Source organism: Nostoc sp. 'Peltigera membranacea cyanobiont' 210A, from assembly GCF_002246015.1.
Lineage (GTDB): Bacteria > Cyanobacteriota > Cyanobacteriia > Cyanobacteriales > Nostocaceae > Nostoc.
Map to the genome: position 1 here is coordinate 702263 of NZ_NOLJ01000001.1, position 19702 is coordinate 721964.

The 19702-nt window shown below is 40.6% G+C and carries 20 protein-coding genes; 4 read left to right on the forward strand and 16 right to left on the reverse strand.

All coding sequences use genetic code 11. The features are described from left to right. Positions 1 to 3 precede the first annotated feature (3 nt). Genes CDG76_RS02990 through CDG76_RS03030 form a run of 9 tightly spaced genes read right to left on the reverse strand, consistent with a single transcriptional unit; the run spans position 4 to position 7892 of the window. A complete protein-coding gene (locus CDG76_RS02990) occupies positions 4 to 582 on the reverse strand; it encodes a formyltransferase family protein (protein ID WP_094347572.1) in 579 nt (192 codons plus the stop codon). Next, a complete protein-coding gene (gene pseG, locus CDG76_RS02995) occupies positions 579 to 1622 on the reverse strand; it encodes a UDP-2,4-diacetamido-2,4,6-trideoxy-beta-L-altropyranose hydrolase (protein ID WP_094347573.1) in 1044 nt (347 codons plus the stop codon). The genes CDG76_RS02990 and pseG overlap by 4 nt, the downstream gene beginning before the upstream one ends. Then, positions 1619 to 2908, reverse strand: a complete 1290-nt coding sequence (locus tag CDG76_RS03000) for an aminotransferase class III-fold pyridoxal phosphate-dependent enzyme (protein WP_094347574.1) — start codon at positions 2906 to 2908, stop codon at positions 1619 to 1621. Before CDG76_RS03000 ends, pseG begins: the two co-directional genes overlap by 4 nt. Positions 2909 to 2910: 2 nt before the next feature. Then, positions 2911 to 3687 carry a cytidylyltransferase domain-containing protein gene (locus tag CDG76_RS03005; RefSeq protein WP_094347575.1) on the reverse strand — a complete coding sequence of 259 codons (777 nt, stop codon included), beginning with the start codon at positions 3685 to 3687 and terminating at the stop codon, positions 2911 to 2913. Continuing rightward, positions 3684 to 4358 (reverse strand): class I SAM-dependent methyltransferase, encoded by a 675-nt coding sequence (locus CDG76_RS03010; RefSeq protein ID WP_094347576.1) that lies wholly within the window; start codon positions 4356 to 4358, stop codon positions 3684 to 3686. Before CDG76_RS03010 ends, CDG76_RS03005 begins: the two co-directional genes overlap by 4 nt. Position 4359: 1 nt before the next feature. After that, positions 4360 to 5241: an aldo/keto reductase gene (locus CDG76_RS03015; RefSeq protein ID WP_094347577.1), complete on the reverse strand. Its 882-nt coding sequence runs from the start codon at positions 5239 to 5241 to the stop codon at positions 4360 to 4362. Continuing rightward, entirely contained in the window at positions 5238 to 6461 is a 1224-nt protein-coding gene (gene pseC, locus CDG76_RS03020; RefSeq protein ID WP_223265108.1) for a UDP-4-amino-4,6-dideoxy-N-acetyl-beta-L-altrosamine transaminase, read from the reverse strand. The genes CDG76_RS03015 and pseC overlap by 4 nt, the downstream gene beginning before the upstream one ends. Next, the gene (gene pseB, locus CDG76_RS03025) at positions 6419 to 7408 is read right to left on the reverse strand and encodes a UDP-N-acetylglucosamine 4,6-dehydratase (inverting) (RefSeq protein WP_094347579.1); all 990 of its coding nucleotides are present in this window, start codon (positions 7406 to 7408) and stop codon (positions 6419 to 6421) included. The genes pseC and pseB overlap by 43 nt, the downstream gene beginning before the upstream one ends. Positions 7409 to 7466: 58 nt before the next feature. Next, positions 7467 to 7892, reverse strand: coding sequence for a tetratricopeptide repeat protein (locus CDG76_RS03030; protein WP_094347580.1), 426 nt, complete (start codon positions 7890 to 7892; stop codon positions 7467 to 7469). A 911-nt stretch (positions 7893 to 8803) separates the two neighbouring features. Here CDG76_RS03030 and CDG76_RS03035 point away from each other — a divergent pair. Continuing rightward, a complete protein-coding gene (locus CDG76_RS03035; protein ID WP_094347581.1) occupies positions 8804 to 9022 on the forward strand; it encodes a DUF4327 family protein in 219 nt (72 codons plus the stop codon). A gap of 76 nt (positions 9023 to 9098) precedes the next feature. Here the strand turns inward: CDG76_RS03035 and CDG76_RS03040 are convergent, their stop codons facing one another. Both CDG76_RS03040 and CDG76_RS03045 read right to left on the reverse strand, forming a co-directional pair. Beyond that, positions 9099 to 10379 (reverse strand): protein kinase domain-containing protein, encoded by a 1281-nt coding sequence (locus tag CDG76_RS03040; protein WP_094347582.1) that lies wholly within the window; start codon positions 10377 to 10379, stop codon positions 9099 to 9101. A gap of 125 nt (positions 10380 to 10504) precedes the next feature. After that, positions 10505 to 12490, reverse strand: a complete 1986-nt coding sequence (locus CDG76_RS03045) for a serine/threonine phosphatase (RefSeq protein WP_094347583.1) — start codon at positions 12488 to 12490, stop codon at positions 10505 to 10507. A gap of 104 nt (positions 12491 to 12594) precedes the next feature. Here CDG76_RS03045 and CDG76_RS36975 point away from each other — a divergent pair, with 104 nt between their 5' ends. After that, a complete protein-coding gene (locus CDG76_RS36975; protein WP_190240737.1) occupies positions 12595 to 12768 on the forward strand; it encodes a hypothetical protein in 174 nt (57 codons plus the stop codon). A 130-nt stretch (positions 12769 to 12898) separates the two neighbouring features. Here the strand turns inward: CDG76_RS36975 and CDG76_RS03050 are convergent, their stop codons facing one another. Then, positions 12899 to 13714 carry a basic amino acid ABC transporter substrate-binding protein gene (locus CDG76_RS03050; RefSeq protein ID WP_223265109.1) on the reverse strand — a complete coding sequence of 272 codons (816 nt, stop codon included), beginning with the start codon at positions 13712 to 13714 and terminating at the stop codon, positions 12899 to 12901. Between the two features lie 131 nt (positions 13715 to 13845). Between CDG76_RS03050 and CDG76_RS03055 the strand changes: the two genes are divergently transcribed. Then, the gene (locus tag CDG76_RS03055; RefSeq protein WP_094347584.1) at positions 13846 to 15048 is read left to right on the forward strand and encodes an aminotransferase-like domain-containing protein; all 1203 of its coding nucleotides are present in this window, start codon (positions 13846 to 13848) and stop codon (positions 15046 to 15048) included. A 125-nt stretch (positions 15049 to 15173) separates the two neighbouring features. Here the strand turns inward: CDG76_RS03055 and CDG76_RS35770 are convergent, their stop codons facing one another. Further along, entirely contained in the window at positions 15174 to 15629 is a 456-nt protein-coding gene (locus CDG76_RS35770; protein ID WP_143854012.1) for a hypothetical protein, read from the reverse strand. A 233-nt stretch (positions 15630 to 15862) separates the two neighbouring features. Between CDG76_RS35770 and CDG76_RS03060 the strand changes: the two genes are divergently transcribed. Beyond that, positions 15863 to 17110: an ISL3 family transposase gene (locus CDG76_RS03060; RefSeq protein WP_442946355.1), complete on the forward strand. Its 1248-nt coding sequence runs from the start codon at positions 15863 to 15865 to the stop codon at positions 17108 to 17110. A 328-nt stretch (positions 17111 to 17438) separates the two neighbouring features. Here the strand turns inward: CDG76_RS03060 and CDG76_RS03065 are convergent, their stop codons facing one another. The 3 genes from CDG76_RS03065 to CDG76_RS03075 all read right to left on the reverse strand — a co-directional run bounded on the left by CDG76_RS03065 (position 17439) and on the right by CDG76_RS03075 (position 19668). Beyond that, on the reverse strand, positions 17439 to 18062 hold the full coding sequence (locus CDG76_RS03065) for a J domain-containing protein (RefSeq protein WP_094347585.1): 624 nt from the start codon (positions 18060 to 18062) through the stop codon (positions 17439 to 17441). Positions 18063 to 18286: 224 nt separating this feature from the next. Beyond that, entirely contained in the window at positions 18287 to 18898 is a 612-nt protein-coding gene (locus CDG76_RS03070; protein ID WP_094347586.1) for an ATP-dependent Clp protease proteolytic subunit, read from the reverse strand. Between the two features lie 107 nt (positions 18899 to 19005). Beyond that, a complete protein-coding gene (locus tag CDG76_RS03075; RefSeq protein WP_094347587.1) occupies positions 19006 to 19668 on the reverse strand; it encodes an ATP-dependent Clp protease proteolytic subunit in 663 nt (220 codons plus the stop codon). Positions 19669 to 19702: the final 34 nt, after the last annotated feature.

Here is a 19702-nt window from a genome sequence, read left to right on the forward strand (position 1 = left end):
TTCTCACGACCTTTTTAAAGCTTTACCTATCAGTTCACAAACAGGTGTATCCCAACCTTTAGTCAGTAGATATTCATACTGAACACGATCTCGTAAAAGATGATATGAACCCCAGTTTGGTTGAGGATGTGATTTGATTCTTCCCTCTCGGATATCTAGCCAATATCTTCTAAAAAGCTCCTGTGCGACTATGGACAATTTCTCATAGCTTGTTCTTAATGTCTCATCAGTGGAAAAATTCACTTTTTCTTGAACCAGAATTTCACCAGTATCAACTCCACAATCCATATGGTGAATAGTCACACCTTTAGGAGTATTCTCTAGAAAACTCCACAGATTCGGATCTGCACCTCTGTTCCAGGGTAATAGCGATATGTGAATATTAATAGCTTTATTAGGAAACTTATCTAAAACATCTTGGTTTAAGATATATCTATATCCGTAGCTAACAATAAACTCAATATTTTCTAAAGTATTGTAATTATATTTAATGTTGTTTTCAATATTGATAACTTGATCGCCAAAAGAAGCAATAATTTCTATCAATTCTGGGCGATAAGAACCTAATAATAGTATTGTCATAAATTGCAAATTTTACTGACTAATTTTGTTACTATTTGAATACTTCCTTTACCATCTACTAACAATTGACCATATCTGCTAATGTCTGAGCGAGTCTGGGGTGATAGCAATAATTGTGAAACTACTTCTGATATTTCACTTATTGAAATATCCTCAAACTCTCCTAGATTAAAGCATAGTCTCATATCATTAAGTGTTTGTGCGATCGCTTGTTGATTGTCAGCCAAAACTAACACAATACTTGGTAAACCCATAAAAGCCAATTCCCAGCTAGTAGAGCCACCAGATGCGATCGCCACATCAGCCCAAGCCATTAGTTCGGGCATATTAGTTACATTCCTCTTCAAGTGGATGGGAAACCTTGAATCTAAGGAAGCTGATTGCAATTGTTCATAATGAGGATTACTTCCCCCCACTACTACAACAGTTTCCAAGGCATCTAATTTTACTAATTGCAGGGCTTTTATAACTTTAAGAGTTACATTATCTGGATCGCTACCGCCCAATGTTACCAAAACCTTACGAGCGATCGTCGGGGTCTCTCTTTCCCACCCACGCCACTGCCAAAACTCCCGGCGTAATAGGGCGTATTTCAGACCTAGCAGAAGCTGAGTATATGGTTCTCGGTTCGCGTATAGCCCCTCATGAGCATAAATATTCTGATTTAAGACCAGATCTGCATAGTAGTGGTCTGCATGTGCATAATCATCAATACATAGCAGACTTAGACCAGCATCTTTGATTACTCGTTGATACTCAGCACCAAAGTGGTATCCATCTGCTACTAACCAATTTGCATCTAGCTGGCGTGCAAAACTAGCAGTTTCCCTTGCATCCTCAATACTTCCCCAAGCAACTGACAGGTGAACTACTTTTATTCCCTCTGATAACAGCCTCTGTTCTAACGTAGGAACTGAGTTAGACATTAAAAAAATTGCCTGTTTTTCAGTGTTCTGCCAAGCTTGAGCTAATGCCAAACAACGCATTAAGTGACCAGTACCAATTTGGGTAGATGCATCTACACGAAAAACTAAATTCATCTGATTTTAAATAACGGTTCTAATGGTTGGCACTTGAGATATTTCTCTAAGGATTGATTGTCAACTACCTCTTTTAAAATTTGAAAAACTTGAGTGTAAGCTGTTAGTAGAGTTTCTACATCAGAATCATTATGAGAATAACTCATATTGTGAGTTCCAAGGGTCAAAATTCCTCTAGCAAACATTTCTTGGAGAAAAAGGGTTTTAATCTGCAATTGGCTATATAAATTTACTTCTTTAAAAAGTAAAAATGACCAGCTAGAGTGACCAGATATAGATAACATATGAGAGATTTGATAATGCTCAAGAAGCTGCTGCACACCTGATATTATTTTTTGTCCCTGCTTTTTCAGTGTTTCAATAACTGGTAGCTGCTGCAACTTATTCATTGTTGCTTTAGCTGCTGCTAAAGAAAGTGTTTCACCTCCAAATGTAAAAGAGAAAAAGACTTCCTCCATTAACTGCATAATCTCCGCTTTACCTGTTACAGCAGATAAAGGATAACCATTGGCTAATCCTTTACCAAAAGTTGCTAGGTCTGGGATGACACCGAAATATTCTTGTGCGCCCCCATTTGCAAAACGAAATCCTGTAATCGTTTCATCAAAAATTAGCAGTGCGCCATTTTGATGAGCTAACTGTTTGACGCCTTCTAAAAAGCCTTCTTTAGGTTCAACTACATTCATCGGCTCCATTATTACCGCAGCAACTTCATTGGGGTACTGGGTAAATATCTGATGCAATGAATCTAAGTCATTGTAATTAAAAGAGTGAGTCAAAGCTTGAACACACTTTGGTACTCCTCGATTGCGCGTAGTAGAGGAAATATACCAATCGTGCCAACCATGATAGCCACAGACAGCAACATGATCTCGTCCTGTGTAAGCCCTAGCTAAGCGAATTGCTCCTGATGTTGCATCTGAACCATTCTTGCCAAAGCGTACCATTTCAGCACAAGGCACTATCTCAACCAGTTTTTCAGCTACCTGCATCTCAATGGGGTGAGGTAAGGAAAAAAGCACTCCTTCTTCTATTTGTTGAAGCACCGCCGCATTTACATCTGGGTCACTGTACCCAAGTGTTATGGCTGCTAAACCATTGATGAAGTCAATATACTCATTCCCATCAACATCCCAAACATGGCTACCAAAGCCTTTATGTATAAAATAAGGAGAAACACCAAAGGGATATTGAGTTCTACTCTTACTAAAGGTTTGCGTTCCCAATGGTATAGTTTGAAGTGCTCTTGCCAAAAATATTTCAGAATTATAATAACGTTCTGACACAGTTAATCTTCCCCAATCTTGTTTAGAAACAATTCATCAACCAGTAATGATTTTTGCCAACCTTCGTTACGCTGATAGCAAGTATTGAAATTTTTTAAATAGGAATTTACTTCTAAAAAATCCAAAATATCTTGAGTCGCAAACTTAGGGTTATTTGGATATAAAGCTTCGTAAATATTTGCAATTAAATCAAAGTCTAATTGTTCATCAACAGTCCAGCGTAAATGGGACAAATTACTATTATTTTTGTAAACTCCTATATGAAAAAGGTGCGGCTGTTGATTAATAAAAGGAGTTACATGCTCTCTTTGTGAAGGCAGCTTGGCTTCTTTCCAAGCTTGCTCTAAGCATTTGAAACGGCATATTTCTACATCCAGTCCATCTGGATAGGTGGGTTCAAGAGCATTACTAGCATAATCAAAATCTCCAGTTAAATAAAACTTAATAACTTCATCAATTAATTCTGGATCAGCTAGTGGGCAATCACCTGTTAACCTAACTATATGCTCTGGAGAATTCAATTTAGCTGCTTGGTAAAAGCGATCTAGGACATCCTCTAAATTTCCGCGATAACATCCTACATTAATGTTTATACACAAATTTTCAATAGCATCGTCTGTAACATCCTTGCTTGTGGCAACTAGAAGATAATCAATCAGCTTTGCACGCTTTATTCGTTCAATTTGTAGTGCTAACATCGGTACCCCAAGAATAGGCTTGAGTACCTTTCCCCTAAAGCGGGATGAAGAAAACCGTGCTTGCAGAATTGCTAAAATCATGTGACCTCCTGATAAAAACCTTGTAAAGACTTTTGCAGAAGGGTACAAACCCATCTTGAGGAGGAATCACAAACTTGTATAGCCAACTCTGGCTGATCGTGATTGGATGTGATTTTAGCAATTTCTTTATAAGTTACTAATGCCTCAAATATTTTGGCGTAGTCTTGTTTATAAGTATAAATTTGTTCGTTTGGTAAGTGGTGATAGTGGCGACGTTGAGGGCAATCTGGTAAAAAATCGCCTAAAAGTAAAATACCACCATCTGCGGTCAATCTATCTATTTCAGCTATAGTTTTAGCTAGCTTTTCACGGTCTATCCAGTGCATTACAGCACCAACTATTACCAAATCAAACTGATAGTTAATAGGGATGTTTGTTAGTAATCCTTGATATAAATTTAAATATGGATAACGCTGTTTACCATCTTGGATTGCTTCCAAACTTGCATCAATACCAACTAAATTTATATCTCCAAATTTTTCACTTAGCTGATTAAGACGCCAACCATTAGCGCAACCCAAATCAATAATATTTTTAATTTCTTTTTTTGGCTTTAATAAATCGATAAGATGCAAAGCCCAATCAATCTCAATAGAATCAATTAATACAGCCTTATTGCGTTTAAACCACTGATTGCCTTCACCTTCTAAAAAAATCTGATCTTGGCTCATATTAAAATTTCCAATTCGTAGGGTTCAAGATAGAATTATTTGTTAAAGCAAATTGTAAGAATACATCATTTAAAAAAAAATTATTTTCAAATGCTAATAAAATGTCTGACAAATGTTGTAAATTATTAACACCTATAACCATACATTCAATTTCTTTAATATTTTTAATGAAACTTATAGATGCTTGTAATGGTGAGATATTATTCTGCAATAGTATTTCATGATATTTTTTTAAATGATTTTTAATGGAATCAAAATAAGATGGTAGAGATTCTGGCTCCATTAATAATAAACCTTGAAAAAATATTGAACGCGCATGAATTTCTATACCATTTTTTTTAAGGTAGCTTAAATTTCCATTTAGTAATAGCCTTTGATCCAATACGTTAATAGGCAACTGAATTAAATCTATTGCATACTTTTCTAAAACACTTTCAATTTCTTCTTGAGAATAAACAGACACTCCTATTTTATTGATAAATTTCTTGTCTTTAAGATGGAGCATTTTCTCCATCAGATATGGTCCATTATCTCCTAGTAAATCTTTGGCTTGATGTATCAATAAACCATAAACAGAGGGTTGATTTAATGTAGATAAAGACTGATAGAAAGTATTCTCTAAAATTTGAATATCATCATATGTAATACAATTTGGGGAAAATTTAGGAGTCTTTGTCACAATTTTGAAGTTGTGATTATCAGGAATTAACTTTCCCAAAACCTCTTCACTAGTTCCATAAGCAGGGGCTGTATCTAAAACCTGAATTACATTTTTTTCTGCTAGAGCTAATATTTTTGCTACTTCCCCTGTTGGTGTTTTTCCTTCTTTATTAGATATTCCATAATCTAAACCAAATTGTGCAGTACCAATACCTAATTTCATGACATAATCTTCTCTGATAGTAAAGTTTTTTTGATAGACATTACTACTTTATCTTGCTCATTCTGAGTTAATGCGTAATAAATAGGAATACTTATAGCTTCCTGGTAATATCTCTCAGCATTTGGAAAATCTCCTAACTTAAAACCCAGTTTTTGATAATATGGCTGAGTATGAATCGGAATATAGTGCAAATTAACACCAATTCCATCTCGACGCATTTCTTCAAACACCTGTCGGTGAGTTTTACTAATTTTGTTTAATTGCAAAAGCATCACATACAAATGCCAGCTAGACATTGTATCTGGATGTTGCCAAGGTAAGACTAGTGGTAAATCTTGCAGCATCTGATTGTAGCGTTCAGCTAAAAAGCGACGGCGTTCCACAAACTCATTTAACCTTTGCATTTGGCTAGTACCCAAACCTGCTTGGATATCTGTCATCCGATAGTTGAAGCCTAATTCTAGTTGCTGATAATACCAAGAACCGTGAGATTCTCCTTGCATTAAATCTGGATTGCGAGTTATGCCATGCGATCGCAATCTAATCAATCTCTGATACAATTCCTGATGATTTGTTAGCACCATACCGCCTTCACCAGTTGTAATAATTTTTACCGGATGAAAGCTAAAAGCCGCCATATCGGAAAATTGGCAGGAACCAATAGGTTGTCGCTGATAGCTTCCGCCAATCGCATGAGAAGCATCTTCGATAATTTTGAAACCATAACGCTGTGATAAAGCAGCAATTTGTTCTATCTCACAAGATTGCCCTGCAAAATGTACGGGTATTAATACTTTAGGTAAACAACCTTGCTTTTCTGCCCCAGTCAGCTTACGTTCTAATTCATCTACGCTCAAATTGTAGGTATTTGGGTCAATATCAACAAAGTCAACCTTTGCACCACAGTAAAGTCCACAATTAGCTGAGGCAACAAAGGTATTTGGTGATGTCCAGAGAATATCTCCTTGCCCCAAACCAGCAGCAAGACAAGCAATATGTAATGCAGCTGTCGCACTAGAAACCGCTACAGCATATTTCGCTCCACAGTAGTTGGCAACAGCTTGCTCAAATCTCTCTATAGCTGGGCCTTGAGTAATCCAGTCTGAGCGCAAAACTTCAATTACGGCATCAATATCTTGTTGACTGATATCTTGTCTTCCATAAGGAATGTAGTCACTCATTGCTTCAGCATATCGAGTAGTTGGAAACCTTTTAGCCATTCTGTATTTATCTCTGAGCTATACTCAAACCCTTCAGGAACGGGGACTCCTTTTTCACCCAAAGCGTTACAGGCGTAATCAACAGAATAGGTATATTCAATAGTTGGTCTAATTACATAATGGTCAGGAAACTCCAATGCTAAATGTGAAGCTTCAGAAGGAAACATGGCTTCATGTAGTTTTTCCCCTGGTCTAATACCAACAATTTTAATTGGGACTCCCGGTGCGAGTGTTTCAGCCAAATCGGTAATTTTCATTGAGGGAATTTTAGGGACAAATATTTCTCCTCCGTGCATTCTTTGAAAGCTATTGAAAACTAAATCCACAGCTTGTTGTAGGGTAATCCAAAAGCGGGTCATGCGTGGATCTGTAATCGGAATCTCTGTGGCTTTTTCTCGAATCAGTTTTTGAAAAAATGGTACAACTGAGCCTCTTGAACCGACAACATTACCGTAGCGAACGACAGCAAAGCGGGTTTTCATTGTCCCAACAATATTATTAGCTGCCACAAATAGTTTATCCGCAGCTAGTTTGGTTGCACCGTAAAGATTAATTGGATTAACTGCCTTATCTGTTGAAAGGGCAATTACCTTTTCTACTTGTTGTTCAATAGCGACATCAATGACATTATTTGCCCCATAAATATTAGTTTTAATACATTCCATTGGGTTATATTCAGCAGCAGGAATATGCTTGAGTGCCGCAGCATGAATAACATAATCTACACCCCGCATTGCCATATGCAAACGATCGCGATCGCGCACATCTCCAATGAAATAGCGCATCACAGGTGCATTAAACTCCTGCGCCATCTCATACTGCTTTAGTTCATCCCGTGAATAAACTATGACTTTCTGAGGCTGATATCGGCTGAGAATCGTTTTCACAAATTGTTTGCCGAAGGAGCCTGTACCACCAGTGATTAAAATCGATTTGCCATTAAACATCTTGTATTTATTTGAAATCTCAAAATTATTATTTTCCAACAATATTTAGGTGAAATTGCTACTTAGATTTTGGCGGCTTGTTTGTACTGCGATCGCTATTTCCCTCTTGCTTCTTAATCTTCTCTAATACAACTTTGTAATCTTGCCGCTCAGGGTGCAACTTCACCAACTTCTCCAAAGGTTCCATCGCACCTTTCGTATCTTTCAATTGCAACCGCAGCACAGACAGTTTCTCTAAAGCAAGTTGGTTTTCTGGTTCCCGTTGTAAAACCAACTCGTAGCCGCGCACCTGTTGCTCTAATCCTGACTCAGGAGAAGCAGACGCAGTTGCTGGCTTTGGTTGAGTAGCCTGTTGGATTACCGGAATAACTGCAAATACCGTAGAACCAAAAAACGAGAACATCGACACTATCGTGACGATCTTTTGTCGCCGCTGAATCTGCTTTTTGCGGGTAATTAGGTATTCTTCGTCTGAACTAGCCATGCCTCACATACTTGCTGTGGTAAATACTTAGGTATCAGCAAGCCTCCCGTTCTGAGGATACCCATCTGCTCAACAGAAACTAACATCCTCGCAAAAAATTTTTTACACAAACTTCAAATGCTGACTCTGAAGACGAGAGAACCTTATGGTAAGCCTATGCTGTACTGCCAATTTTGCCATGCGTAGTTTACCGCCGTAGGCATCGCTCCTATACCTCAAAGCAAAACCCTACCCTGTGCCCTAACAAGTCTTATTCTCTGAGCAAAATATTAAAATTATATAAAGATTTGCAATTATTTTACCTAAAGCCAGATGTTTGCGATAATGTAAATAACATTTAAATCAACAGTAAAGACTAGATATCTCTACTCAATTGCAAATTTCCCTGTCAGTCAAAAACTTTCAAACTAGCTCGTATCCTATAGCTACTGCAACAAGCAAGCATATTTTTCCTAATTTAAACAAACAGAATTTTCCCAGTAGTCCTCAGTCACGCTACTTAGTGGAACTTCCCTGAGGACTAATTATTCTGCTCGGCCTCCACAATAGATATCTTACGAAAGGTAGTGTTGCACTGTTGCGGAAAAAAGGTACAGGTAAAGAGGAAAAGCAAAAGGAGCAAAGGTTAAAGAAAAAAGGGGAAAGATAAACATCCCTTACTCCTTCTCTCAAAACTTTTGTCTGGCTTCTGCAAAAAGTTTAAGGACTACTTGGTAAAATTGGGATTTTCTGGTGGTAATTACCGTACAAAACCGAATTTACCAGTAACTTAGTAGAGTTTGTTATGGTATAGTTAGAAAGTTAAGACTAGCTTTACCAAATTACACCACTCTACGGGCCGGCAACAATTGCAGAATGGAAAGCAGTTTTAATTAAGCATTTACCCACAAAATCAGAATTCAATCGAGGTTATGACTCAGCAAGTGATTCACCCAATGGTGAAATTGCAGCGCAACGTGCAATCACTCATAGAATCGAATATTATCAAGCCAAGCGATAGCATCTGGAAAATCGCTCTGCTCTATGGTAATGAATGGCAGCACTGGAAACAGGAACTGCAAGACTTTGGCTTTAGTATGCAAGACCCAGTTAGTGAATTGCTAGCTGTAGAAACTTGGGATGAGGAGTAGGGAATAGGGATGGGAATTTTTAATATTCACCACTTCCTAGACGCGATTAATCACGTCTCTACACACTCCCGACTCTCTAAACTTTGCAAGCAGCTAAAGCCGCAGCCAATTCCTTTGCATTTTGATAGCGATCGCGTGGCAATGGTTCTGTAACGCGATCGATAACATCTCTTAATTGGGAACTAATGGTGGGAACTTTTGCCACATCAAACCTGAAGTTTCGCCCTCGTTGGCGGTAATACTTGAACGGGTTTTCGCCTGTGAGCAAAAAAATCAGCGTTGGCCCAATTGCATACAAATCAGATTGAGTCAAAGGTTGTCCTCGTTCTTGTTCAGGGGCGCAGTAACCTTCTGCACCAATTCGAGTACCAGGCGCTGTGCCAATTTCCTTAACTGCGCCAAAATCTAGCACCACGATACGATTTTCTGAACTTCGCACCATTAAATTGGCAGGTTTGATATCGCGGTGAATCAGTGGAGGCTCTTGGCTATGAAGATAGTCTAAAATATCGCAGGTTTGGATCATCCAAGCGATCGCTTGGTTTGGTGTCACTGGGCCGGTGGTATAGACGCGTTTATCCAAATCTTGTCCGTGAATTAGTTCCATTGCCAAGTATTTTTTTCCGCCTTCTACAAAGAAGTCATAATACTTGGGAACTCCTGGATGGTTAAGGGATTTGAGAGTGTGCGCCTCTCGCTCAAATAACTCTTGAGCTTTGACAATTTTCAGCATATCAGCATTCATTTGCTTCAACACCAGCAGTTGTGGCATACCCGCAATCACACCAGCCTCATCCCAAGCCAGATAGGTAGTACCCATACCTCCTTGTCCGAGAATTCGCAACACCTGATAATGGCGAATTCTCTGTTGGACTGAGAGAGGTTGACCGCAGTGGATGCAAAACAGATTGTTTGGAGAGTTGCCTTCGTGCGTGCAAGTGGAGGATGAATTTGCCAGATTTCTTGCTGAGTAAAGTGTCTCAGCGGCGTTTTCTTCTGTCCCTTGTTGTTGCGATCGCAAACCAGTTTCTAGTACTGTTACCTCCTGAATTTGGAATTGCAGTATTGGGCCTCCCTGTGCCAATTGCAAAAGGGAATTATCTGGTAACGGACTCTGAAGTACAAGGATACCGTTGAGAAAAGTCCCATTTGTACCTTGACTAATCAGCTGCCAAGCATCGCCATTGCTAGCGTCACCGACTTTTCTCAGTTCTAGATGATGCCGCGAAACTAAACTATCATTTAAAACAACGTGATTATCTGCCGCTCGACCAATCCGAATTATGGAGGAGTTCTCAAAGCTCCACTGCTGGAGGGGCGTTTTCTGTTGCGGTTCTAACAGGGTCAGACTAACCACAATACAACCTATAAGGTAAATGGATTAGGGATTGGGGATTGGGGATTAGGGATTAGGGATTGGAGAGTAGAAAAATTATTTCCCAGTTCCCAGTTCCCAGTCCCCAGTCCCCAGTCCCTTAATTTTCAACTTTCTAGATTTGGACGTACTTTTGCCCGAATAAGTATACCAGTAATATTGTCGTGACCGTTGTATTGATTTGCCAAATCAATTAAATCTGTAACACCCCGTTCTAAGTTAGCACCAGAACTAAGTAAGGGTTGTAAGTGGGTCTGCCAATGGGTTTCTAGTAAATCATTATCTGATAGACCGTCCGATGCCAACAGCAGAAGAGTATCTTCGTTGATGTCGAAAAAGCCTACGTCGGGATTAATCGAGTTTTCATCACGAGGCCCCAAGGCTTGGGTAAGTTGGTAGGCATCTGGGCGGGCGTAAGCTATGCTTGCTTCCACTCCTCGGTTAATTTCCCGTTGCCCAACTTCGTGATCTACTGTGACTTGTTCTAGTCCCTGTTTGCGCGTCAGGCGATAGAGACGGCTATCTCCTACATGAGCAACTGCTGCTTGAGTATCTTGAATTAAAAGCATTACCAAAGTTGTACCCATACGCCCAACTCCAGAACGGGCATCTTGTTGATTGAGCTTGTAAATCGCCTCATTAGCTAAATACACTGCCTCACGAATGCTATCTTCTGTTGGCAGCTGGTTGGCAATCCAGTGTTCTTGAAAGTATTGCCGTAGGGTGTTGACTGCTAACTCGCTGGCTATCTCGCCGCCAGCGTGTCCACCCATACCATCACAAAGAATATACAAACCATGCCCTTCTAAGACTCGACTTTTAGGGAACTCCAGTTTCTGAATTTTGGTTTCAATGCCAAAGCAGTCCTCGTTATGATGACGTTGACGCCCCACATCTGTGCGTCCTGCATCTTCTAAGCTGCTTAACTGCATCGCCAGCACAACAGTTGGCATATCATCAGTTTTACTAATGATATCTTCTAACTCATCTGATTGCGGGATAGTGGACACAGCAGTATTTTTCTCCTCTATTGGCGGCAAAGTTGCGGTTCCTAGTGCTTCCAGTTCAATAGAAATTTCCTCCAAACGCGATCGCAATTGGGCGATCGTCTGAATCTTACCTACCTCTAAATCCCCCAACATCTGGACTACAGAGCCAAATTGAGTCCGTTGCGACTGTCTAAATAGTGCTTGCCAAACTCTTCCCAAAGTTTGGATAGTTAACGGCTCCTCTGGAATAGTAGATGTTTGGCGAGGGGCATCTTCTGGCGACTCCGTGGCGGGCTGAGAATTCGATAATTCCACATACAACCTTTGTAGTGCCAACGTTTGGTCTTCATCCAATCGCAAATTCGACAAATCTAAAAGGCTTTGACGACAATTTACTGGTTCCAATACTGCCCAAAGCCGGGTCATTTCATAACACCAGTGTAGAATTTTTAACGAACTGGTTGTTTCTTCTTGCCAGAGGTCGAGTAAATACTGCCAATCCGAGCGGTTTTCGATTATTAATACCTGTATATCTCCTTGCTGCCATGCGTCGTGAATCGACGGTATCCCCCGCTCACCTTGCGATTGTAAAGCAATATAAAGTTTAGCAAGGCGAGGAATCTCATTCGCTTCCACTGCTGGTGTTAGCAAATCTGATTCCTGACTTTCTAGGATTGCCTCAATCGGTGATATTTGATACGGCTGGCAGTCTAGAACTCTCACACCCACATCAGTAATAATGGCAGTTTCCGTCTGGGCAAGTGGCGTATCTAACAATTGATAGCGCTCTTGGGAGTCTAAATAGGAGCCTAATGTAATTTGAGAAATAGGAGATGAGGAGGGTATTGCTTGCTCATCTCCCTCACCTCCCACATCTCCTACATCCCCTTCTACTCTCAAAGCTTCCCCAGTCGTTTCTTTAGCAATAATTGCCCAAAACACTGTTCCACATTCTGTGTCACAGTTATAACAACGTAGTGCATTCACAGGTACATCATCGGTACTGCATTCAGGACAGACCTTGTGAGTCAGGGACGTGCCACAGTTTTGACAGAATTTATTACTATTGGGGTTTTCAAATTTACACTGAGGGCAAATCAGCATAGTGGAAGTTCCTTTATTCCCATTCGTTCCAAGGTGCTTCTAGCTACTAAAATCCAAGGTGCCAAAATTGGCTGTCCCTGACTACAGTAAATTGTAGTTTCTCAATGAATTTTGGTGGCAGTATTAATTGTGACGCATATTTAGATAAATATTTCATATATTGGCAGCTAATTCCTTATAAATGGGGAATGGGGAATGGGGCATGGGGCATAGGGAATGGAGAAGATGACGGGGATGAGGAAGAAGCAGGGGAGATGAGGAGACAAGGGGGACAATGAGGACAAGGGGGATAATGAGGACAAGGGGTAATTATTGAACAAGTCTCTCCCTTATCTCCCCCCTCTTCCTTGTCTACTTTGTCTCTTCTCAATGCCCAATCCCCAATGCCCAATCCCCAATCCCCAATTGTCAAGAGTCTGGCAATTGTGGAGGTTCAGCATCAAACCATTTTTGATAAATTTGCTTGTAAGTGCCATTGGATAACAAAGTCGCTATACCTTTGTTAATTGCATCCAAATGAGGTGAATCCTTGGGCATAGCAATCCCGTAGTATTCTTGAGTAAGCAAATCCGCAACAACTCTGATGCCTTTGAGTTTGCCATTTTTAATCGCATACAAAGTAGCGAAAGCATCGCTAACCACAGCATCAACGTTGCCATTGAGTAAGTCTTGGAAAAATTCTGGCCCAGAATTAAAAGTACTAATTTTGGCGTTGGAGATGGTTTTGGCAAAATCTGCCCCAGTGGAACCAATTTGGACAGCAATTTTTTTGCCTTTGAGACTATTGAAGTCTTTAATATTTTGATTGTCTTCGCGGACAGCGTAGGCGTAGCCCGTCGTAGACATCGCAAGTCCGGCTTTAAAATAAGGTCGTGAAAAAGCAATTGTTTTCAGGCGTTCGGCGGTAATTGTGATTCCACTAATTGCTCCATCAACTCTTTTAGCTTGCAAAGTCGAGATCATGCCATCAAAGGGCAGACTTTCAAACTGGATTGCAAAACCTGCTACTTTAGCAATCGCATTCATTAAATCAATATCAAAACCTTCTAACTTACCGTCAGCTGTTTGGAATTCAAAAGGGACAAAGGTGGGGTCTGTGGCCACCTTGAGAGGTTTAGCGTCTGGATTAGTAGTGGGATATAAACTCTGACAGCCAATAATCAGTAGTAGGCAGCCTAAGCTGAGAATTAGCTGCTGCCACTTGAAGTTAATTAATTTCACCATAGTAATTTTGTTCTAGTAATCAATATTTACGATACTTGTCATGATGTTATAAGAAAGAATACATATGTATAAGTTTTCGCCAATTGCCTTTGTGTGCGTTCTATATTCTGACTCCCAATTTTGGATTACTTATGGCTCCTACCACTTCTGCTTACCAAATTACTGATTTGTTTGCCGAACGAGCTAGAAATCTGACACCCCCAACTTACGGCACTGAGTTAACCAAAATCATCACCGTCAGCTTTGCCTATGGTCTTGCTGACCCAATTCTCTTTCCCCATGCTGACTTGTCTGCTGCAAGTGCTGCTGTACTGGCAGAAGAAGCTCCGATCGCTCTCAATTACGGGCCACCTTCAGCCCAACTTTATGAACAAATTATTCTCCGCTTGCAAGCTCAAGGAATACCCGCCGATCGCGATCGCGTGATTATTGGCTACGGTTCCGGTCAGATTTTGGGCTTGCTGCCAGATGTATTTCTCGAACCTGGTGATGTAGTAATTGTGGAAGGGCCAACCTTCTTGGGAGTAGTTAGTAGATTTGTCCAGGCTGGCGCACGCCTGATTACTATTCCTGTTGATGAGATGGGAATGGATGTAGATGCGTTAGAAGAAACTTTAAGCGACTTGAAAAAACGGGGGATTCGACCCAGGTTTATTTACACTATCCCTACTTTTCATAATCCCACAGGCACTACTATGTCATTATCTCGCCGCCAAAAACTAGTAGCGTTAGCGGCTGAGTATGGCGTGTTGGTGGTAGAAGACGATGCCTACAGCGATTTGCGCTTCCAAGGTGAAGTTGTGCCATCCTTGGCAAGCCTTGACAAGGAGGGGTGGGTGTTATACGTGAATACCTTCTCGAAAATCATTGCGCCTGGTATCCGATTAGGCTGGGCTTGTGGCGATCCAGCAATTATTGAGCGGTTGGCAATGTTCAAAAGTGAAGGGCCTGTGGGGCCGTTTGTCAGCCATGTGGTTGGTCGCTACTGTGCTACAGGCAAACTAGATTATCACATTCAGGAGCTAATCGCCTGCTATAAGCATAAGTGTAATTTGTTGTTAGAAGCGATCGCTCAAGAGTTTCCCAGTGATGTAGTTGCTTTGCGACCAGGTGGTGGCTTTTTTGTGTGGTGTAAATTGCCGCCAGACATCAGCGCCGAAGCACTCCTAACTGCTGCTAGTGAACACGGCATCAGCTTTCTGCCAGGAACTCGCTGCTACGCCAATGGACAGGGAGATGATGCCATTAGGTTAGCTTTTAGCTTTCAAACAACTAAAAAGATTGTCGAGGGAATCGCTACCTTGGGAGCAGTGCTGAGGGGATGGCAGCGATGATCGTACCAATTCTCGATTTAGTGGAAAGTCCGATCTAAGGAAATCTCTGGTCAGACTTTCCAACTTACGAGCCGTAGCAATTAGCGAACCGCTCTTCCTTTTCCACATCCCGCAAAAAGTCACGCTTAGTACCAGTTAGTGCGGGTTACGACGGTTCCGGTGCCGCAGACTAGCGCCGCGCGGGAGAGGCGACCACTGAGGTTATTGCCCACCTTCGTGTAGGCAAAATTAATGCCCGGATCGACGGTCTCGCCAACATAATCCCAGCGGCTGGGGTTGGGGTTACTGCTCCGGGTGCGATCGAGGTAGACCTTGCAGTAAGGCGGCGCGTTCTCGATTCGCGCAAATGAACCGCATTGGCCGCTGTAGAAGTACTTCAGGGTTATGTTGCTTCCAGCCCAGGTTGCCTTCTTACTCTGTTGGAGGCTGTAACGGCAGGGTGTGGACTCCGGGTAGCGACCTTCATAAGGGTAGTTTGGATAGCCCGGACTGTTGAACGGCGCAGCCTGAGCGGTGGTTGCAAACGTCAGCGACGCGGAGATAAATAGGCCGAAAACCCTGGTGATTGTTCTGATCCCCATAAGTGGTTTCCAAATTCAATTTTATATTTATTTACTAGATTAACTATTTATAGTAAGTAGGCAAAAAAATTTGGTTCTTCAGTACTTACTATGCTAAATTATTAGCTGCGAAGGTTAAAAAGTATAAAGAATTGCATAAAATATTTAGTAAAACTTTTGACATAATTGACTTAGGACGCAGATTCATTATTAACTGTAAGTACTAGAAAAGTATTTTTTGTCTATTTACAGTTATGAACAGGAAACAAAATATTAAAATACTAACAGAGCTTCTAGATTTAAAAGATGTGAAAGTTATATCACATCGCCTTCATGTCGGGATAGGAATGATTTTACAAATAGAATCAATAAAATCATACAGTACTTGTCCTCGCTGTGGTACAAAAAGCCATAGATTACATCAAAATCATCGATACATTGTTAAAGATTTACCTTTCGGTGAGAAACCAGTATTTTTAGAAATAAATAGAAGACAATTCAAATGCGAAGAATGTAAAAAACCCTTTAGTGAGAATTTAGATTTCGTGAGCCAGAAAAGAACTTATACAAAACGGCTGGCACACAAGATAATACAAGAGGTAGTAGAAAACGATATCCACAGTGTAGCTGATCAAGGGATAGTGACAACAGAAGAAATAGAAAGAATGTTAAAAGACGCTTCGCTTGAATTATCTGATGACAAACCTTCTCTGATAAAAAGACTTGGAATCGATGAGATAGCTCTGGTTAAGGGCAAGGGTAATTACTGCGCCGTACTAATAGATTTAGATACATCTAAGCTAGTAACTATTTTAAATGGGCGCACGCAAGAAGTAGTGAAGGAAACCCTTTTAGAATGGGGATATGAGGTCTTAGAACAAATTGAGGAAGTGAGTATAGATTTGTGGGTTGGTTATAAAAACGTTGTCACAGAATTAATGCCCAATGCTCAAGTAGTAGCAGATAGATTTCATGTAATGACACAGATTAATAAAGAATTAGATACACAGAGAAAACGAGAGAAACGGAGTCTAGAAGAATTAATTAAAAAAGCGCAATTATCAGCACAAAAAGCTGAATATGAAAAACTTTTATCGGGATTAAAAAATAGTAAGTACGTTTTACTTAAAAATGAGTCAGACTTAAATGAAGAGCAAATAAATAAACTTTCTGAAGTCAAGAATGTATCTCCTGTCTTAAAAGAAATGCATGAATTAAAAGAAAAATTTAGAAAGATTTTTAATAAGACAGATAATTGGTATCCGGGAGTTTTTAAACTCGGTATGTGGTTATCGAAAGCTAAAAAATATTTTCCCAAGAGTAACAATACTATTATCCGTTGGTTTGATGAGATAATTGCTTACTTTGATAATGGGACAAGTAGTGGTGCTGTGGAAGGTATTAATAACAAGATCAAGTTGATTAAACGTTCCGGTTATGGATTTAGAAACTTTGACAATTTCCGAGTTAGATGCTTATTGAATTGGCATTTTAACTATTAGTTAAGCATACTATGTACTGAAGAACCAAAAATTTCTAAGTATGTAACAAAAATCTAAAGTAATTAACCCTCGTTAATCACTCTGAAAAAAGAAAAATAAGAGCTTATTTTTCAACTGTAAATAAAGCGATAATTGAAGCGTTTATTTTCTAACAGAATCCTAAAATCAAGATTTTTGGTAAAAGTTTTATACTCAGAACCAGCCCTTTCAAGTTGAATCAGCATTTTTTGGGGAATTTATTTAACTGCATTAGTCGCAGATAACACAAAAATAAGAATAATTCTTGTCCAAAAATTTTATCAGTCTTGAAAGGGCTAATTTTGAATCTTTAAAAAATTTGCTCCAAGCGCTGGAAATCGCGCTGGACTTCATACCAGAGACTTTTATTATGAGGATCTGTTTTCAAAGCTTTTTTGAGATAAATTCTGGCTTTGAGTAGTTGTTTTTCCGAAATTAGCGCGCGTCCCCAAATTTGATAAGCGATCGCTAGCCATTGGCGAACTTCTGCATCTGTTGACAACCGATCTGCTAAAGCTTCCGCCAGGGCGATCGCTTGCGGAAATCGTCTTTCTTGCAAAAATCGCTGCAATTGCTCATAAGTCTTCCACTTCAGCCGTTCTTCTATTTCCAACAGATTCGGCGGCTTTGGTTTCCCTGATTGTTGGCTTGTCACCGTCGTTACTGGTGTTTTCTGCCGCTGCGTTGCCTTGGCGTCGTCACCTCCAGACGTTGACACCTGACTTGAATGTACGCCAATTTCCTCTGGTAGTACTACCGTCAGCAGGAGTTTGTAAGCCTCTGTCAAGGCAATAAACTTATCTTTGGCTTTGTTGTCATCTGGGTTGATATCGGGATGATATTGCTGCGCCAGTCGTCGGTAAGACGCTTTGATGTCAGCAAAAGAAGCTCCCGATCTTAAACCTAGCAAACGGTAGCAATCTCCAAGATCCATCTTGAGCTATCAGCTATCGAATATTTAGCTATCGGCTATTATCTGTCAGTTTCAGCTTCAAGCCCGGACTATTAATAATAAGGGCTAATTTTCTATTTTAAAGTTCAATGTTGACAGTTTGTTTAAAGAAGGGGAGTGGGGAGTGGGGATTAGCGAGCTAGGAGTTAGAAGTTAGAAGTTAGAATTCTTCCCCTGTCCCTCTGCCCCCCTGCCCCCCTGCCTTCCTACTCCCCTGTTATTACCGAGGTTCGTTCTTCAATCACACGGTCAATTAAACCGTATTCTTTGGCTTCTTCGGCAGACATGAAAAAGTCACGATCCATATCTTTTTCGATCTTTTGTATCGTCTGACCGGTTTTATCGGCATAAATACCATTAAGTTGGTGACGAATTCGCAGAATCTCTCTAGCTTCAATTTCGATATCGGTTGCTTGTCCACGGGTGCCACCTGAAGGCTGGTGAATCATAATCCGTGAGTGAGGCAATGCTAACCGTTTGCCTTTGGTGCCAGCTGCTAGCAGGAAAGACCCCATTGAAGCAGCTAATCCCACGCAAATAGTCACTACATCTGATTTGATATGTTGCATGGTGTCAAAAATCGCCATGCCAGATGTAACCATTCCGCCGGGGGAATTGATGTATAAATAAATATCTTTACCTGGATCATCTGAATCCAGATACAGCATTACAGCAATAATTTGATTGGCAATTTCATCATCAATATCTCGCCCCAAGAATATAATCCTTTCCCGGTAAAGGCGATCGTAGATGCTAATCCAATCTGTATATTGTCCACCGGGCATCCGGTAAGGAACTTTAGGAACGCCTATAGGCATAATTTACTCCGTTTTTAATAATTTGGGGGCGGTGGGAGAGTTAGGAATAACTCATAACTCCTGCACAAACGCGATTAATCGCGTCTCTACTCAGCACTCAGCACTCACTAAAGGACACTGGCAGGGAGTGGGGGATTTGCGAGTTCTTCTTTCTCAAAAACTCGGTCAATCAGTCCATATTCCTTCGCTTCATAAGGTGTCAGATACAACAACCTATCCATGTCTTTAGTAATTTTTTCTGGGGCCTGTCCAGTGGTGCGATGTAAGATATCAACTAACGCCCCTTTATTTACCAAAACTTCCCTGGCGCGAATTTGAATATCCGTTGCTTGACCTTGGGCGTAGCTCTTGGGCTGATGCAGGATAATCGAGGAGTGAGGCAAACTAGCGCGGCAACCTTTTGTACCAGCACTGAGAAGCATCGCCGCCATTCCCATCGCGGAACCGACGCAGATGGTGTGGATAGGAGGTTTGATATATTTCATGGTGTCAAAGATAGCGAAGGCTTCGGTTTCAAAGCCAATGGGTTCGCCACTGTAACCGGAAGTGCCGGTGGAGTTGATATAGATTTTAATCGGTTTGTCGGGGTCGTCGGATTGCAAAAACAGCAATTCGGCTACGATTAATTCCGTAACAGCAGGCACCAGTGGCATCCCAATATAGACGATTCGCTCCTTCAATAAAAGGGAAGGTAAATCTGGCGGTGGTGTCCGGTAAAAGTTATCGCCGTAATATGGGGCTTGAACAGCCTTAATTGGGGAAATGTCCATAGCAACTGATCGCCTGAAACTATGCCGTTAACTG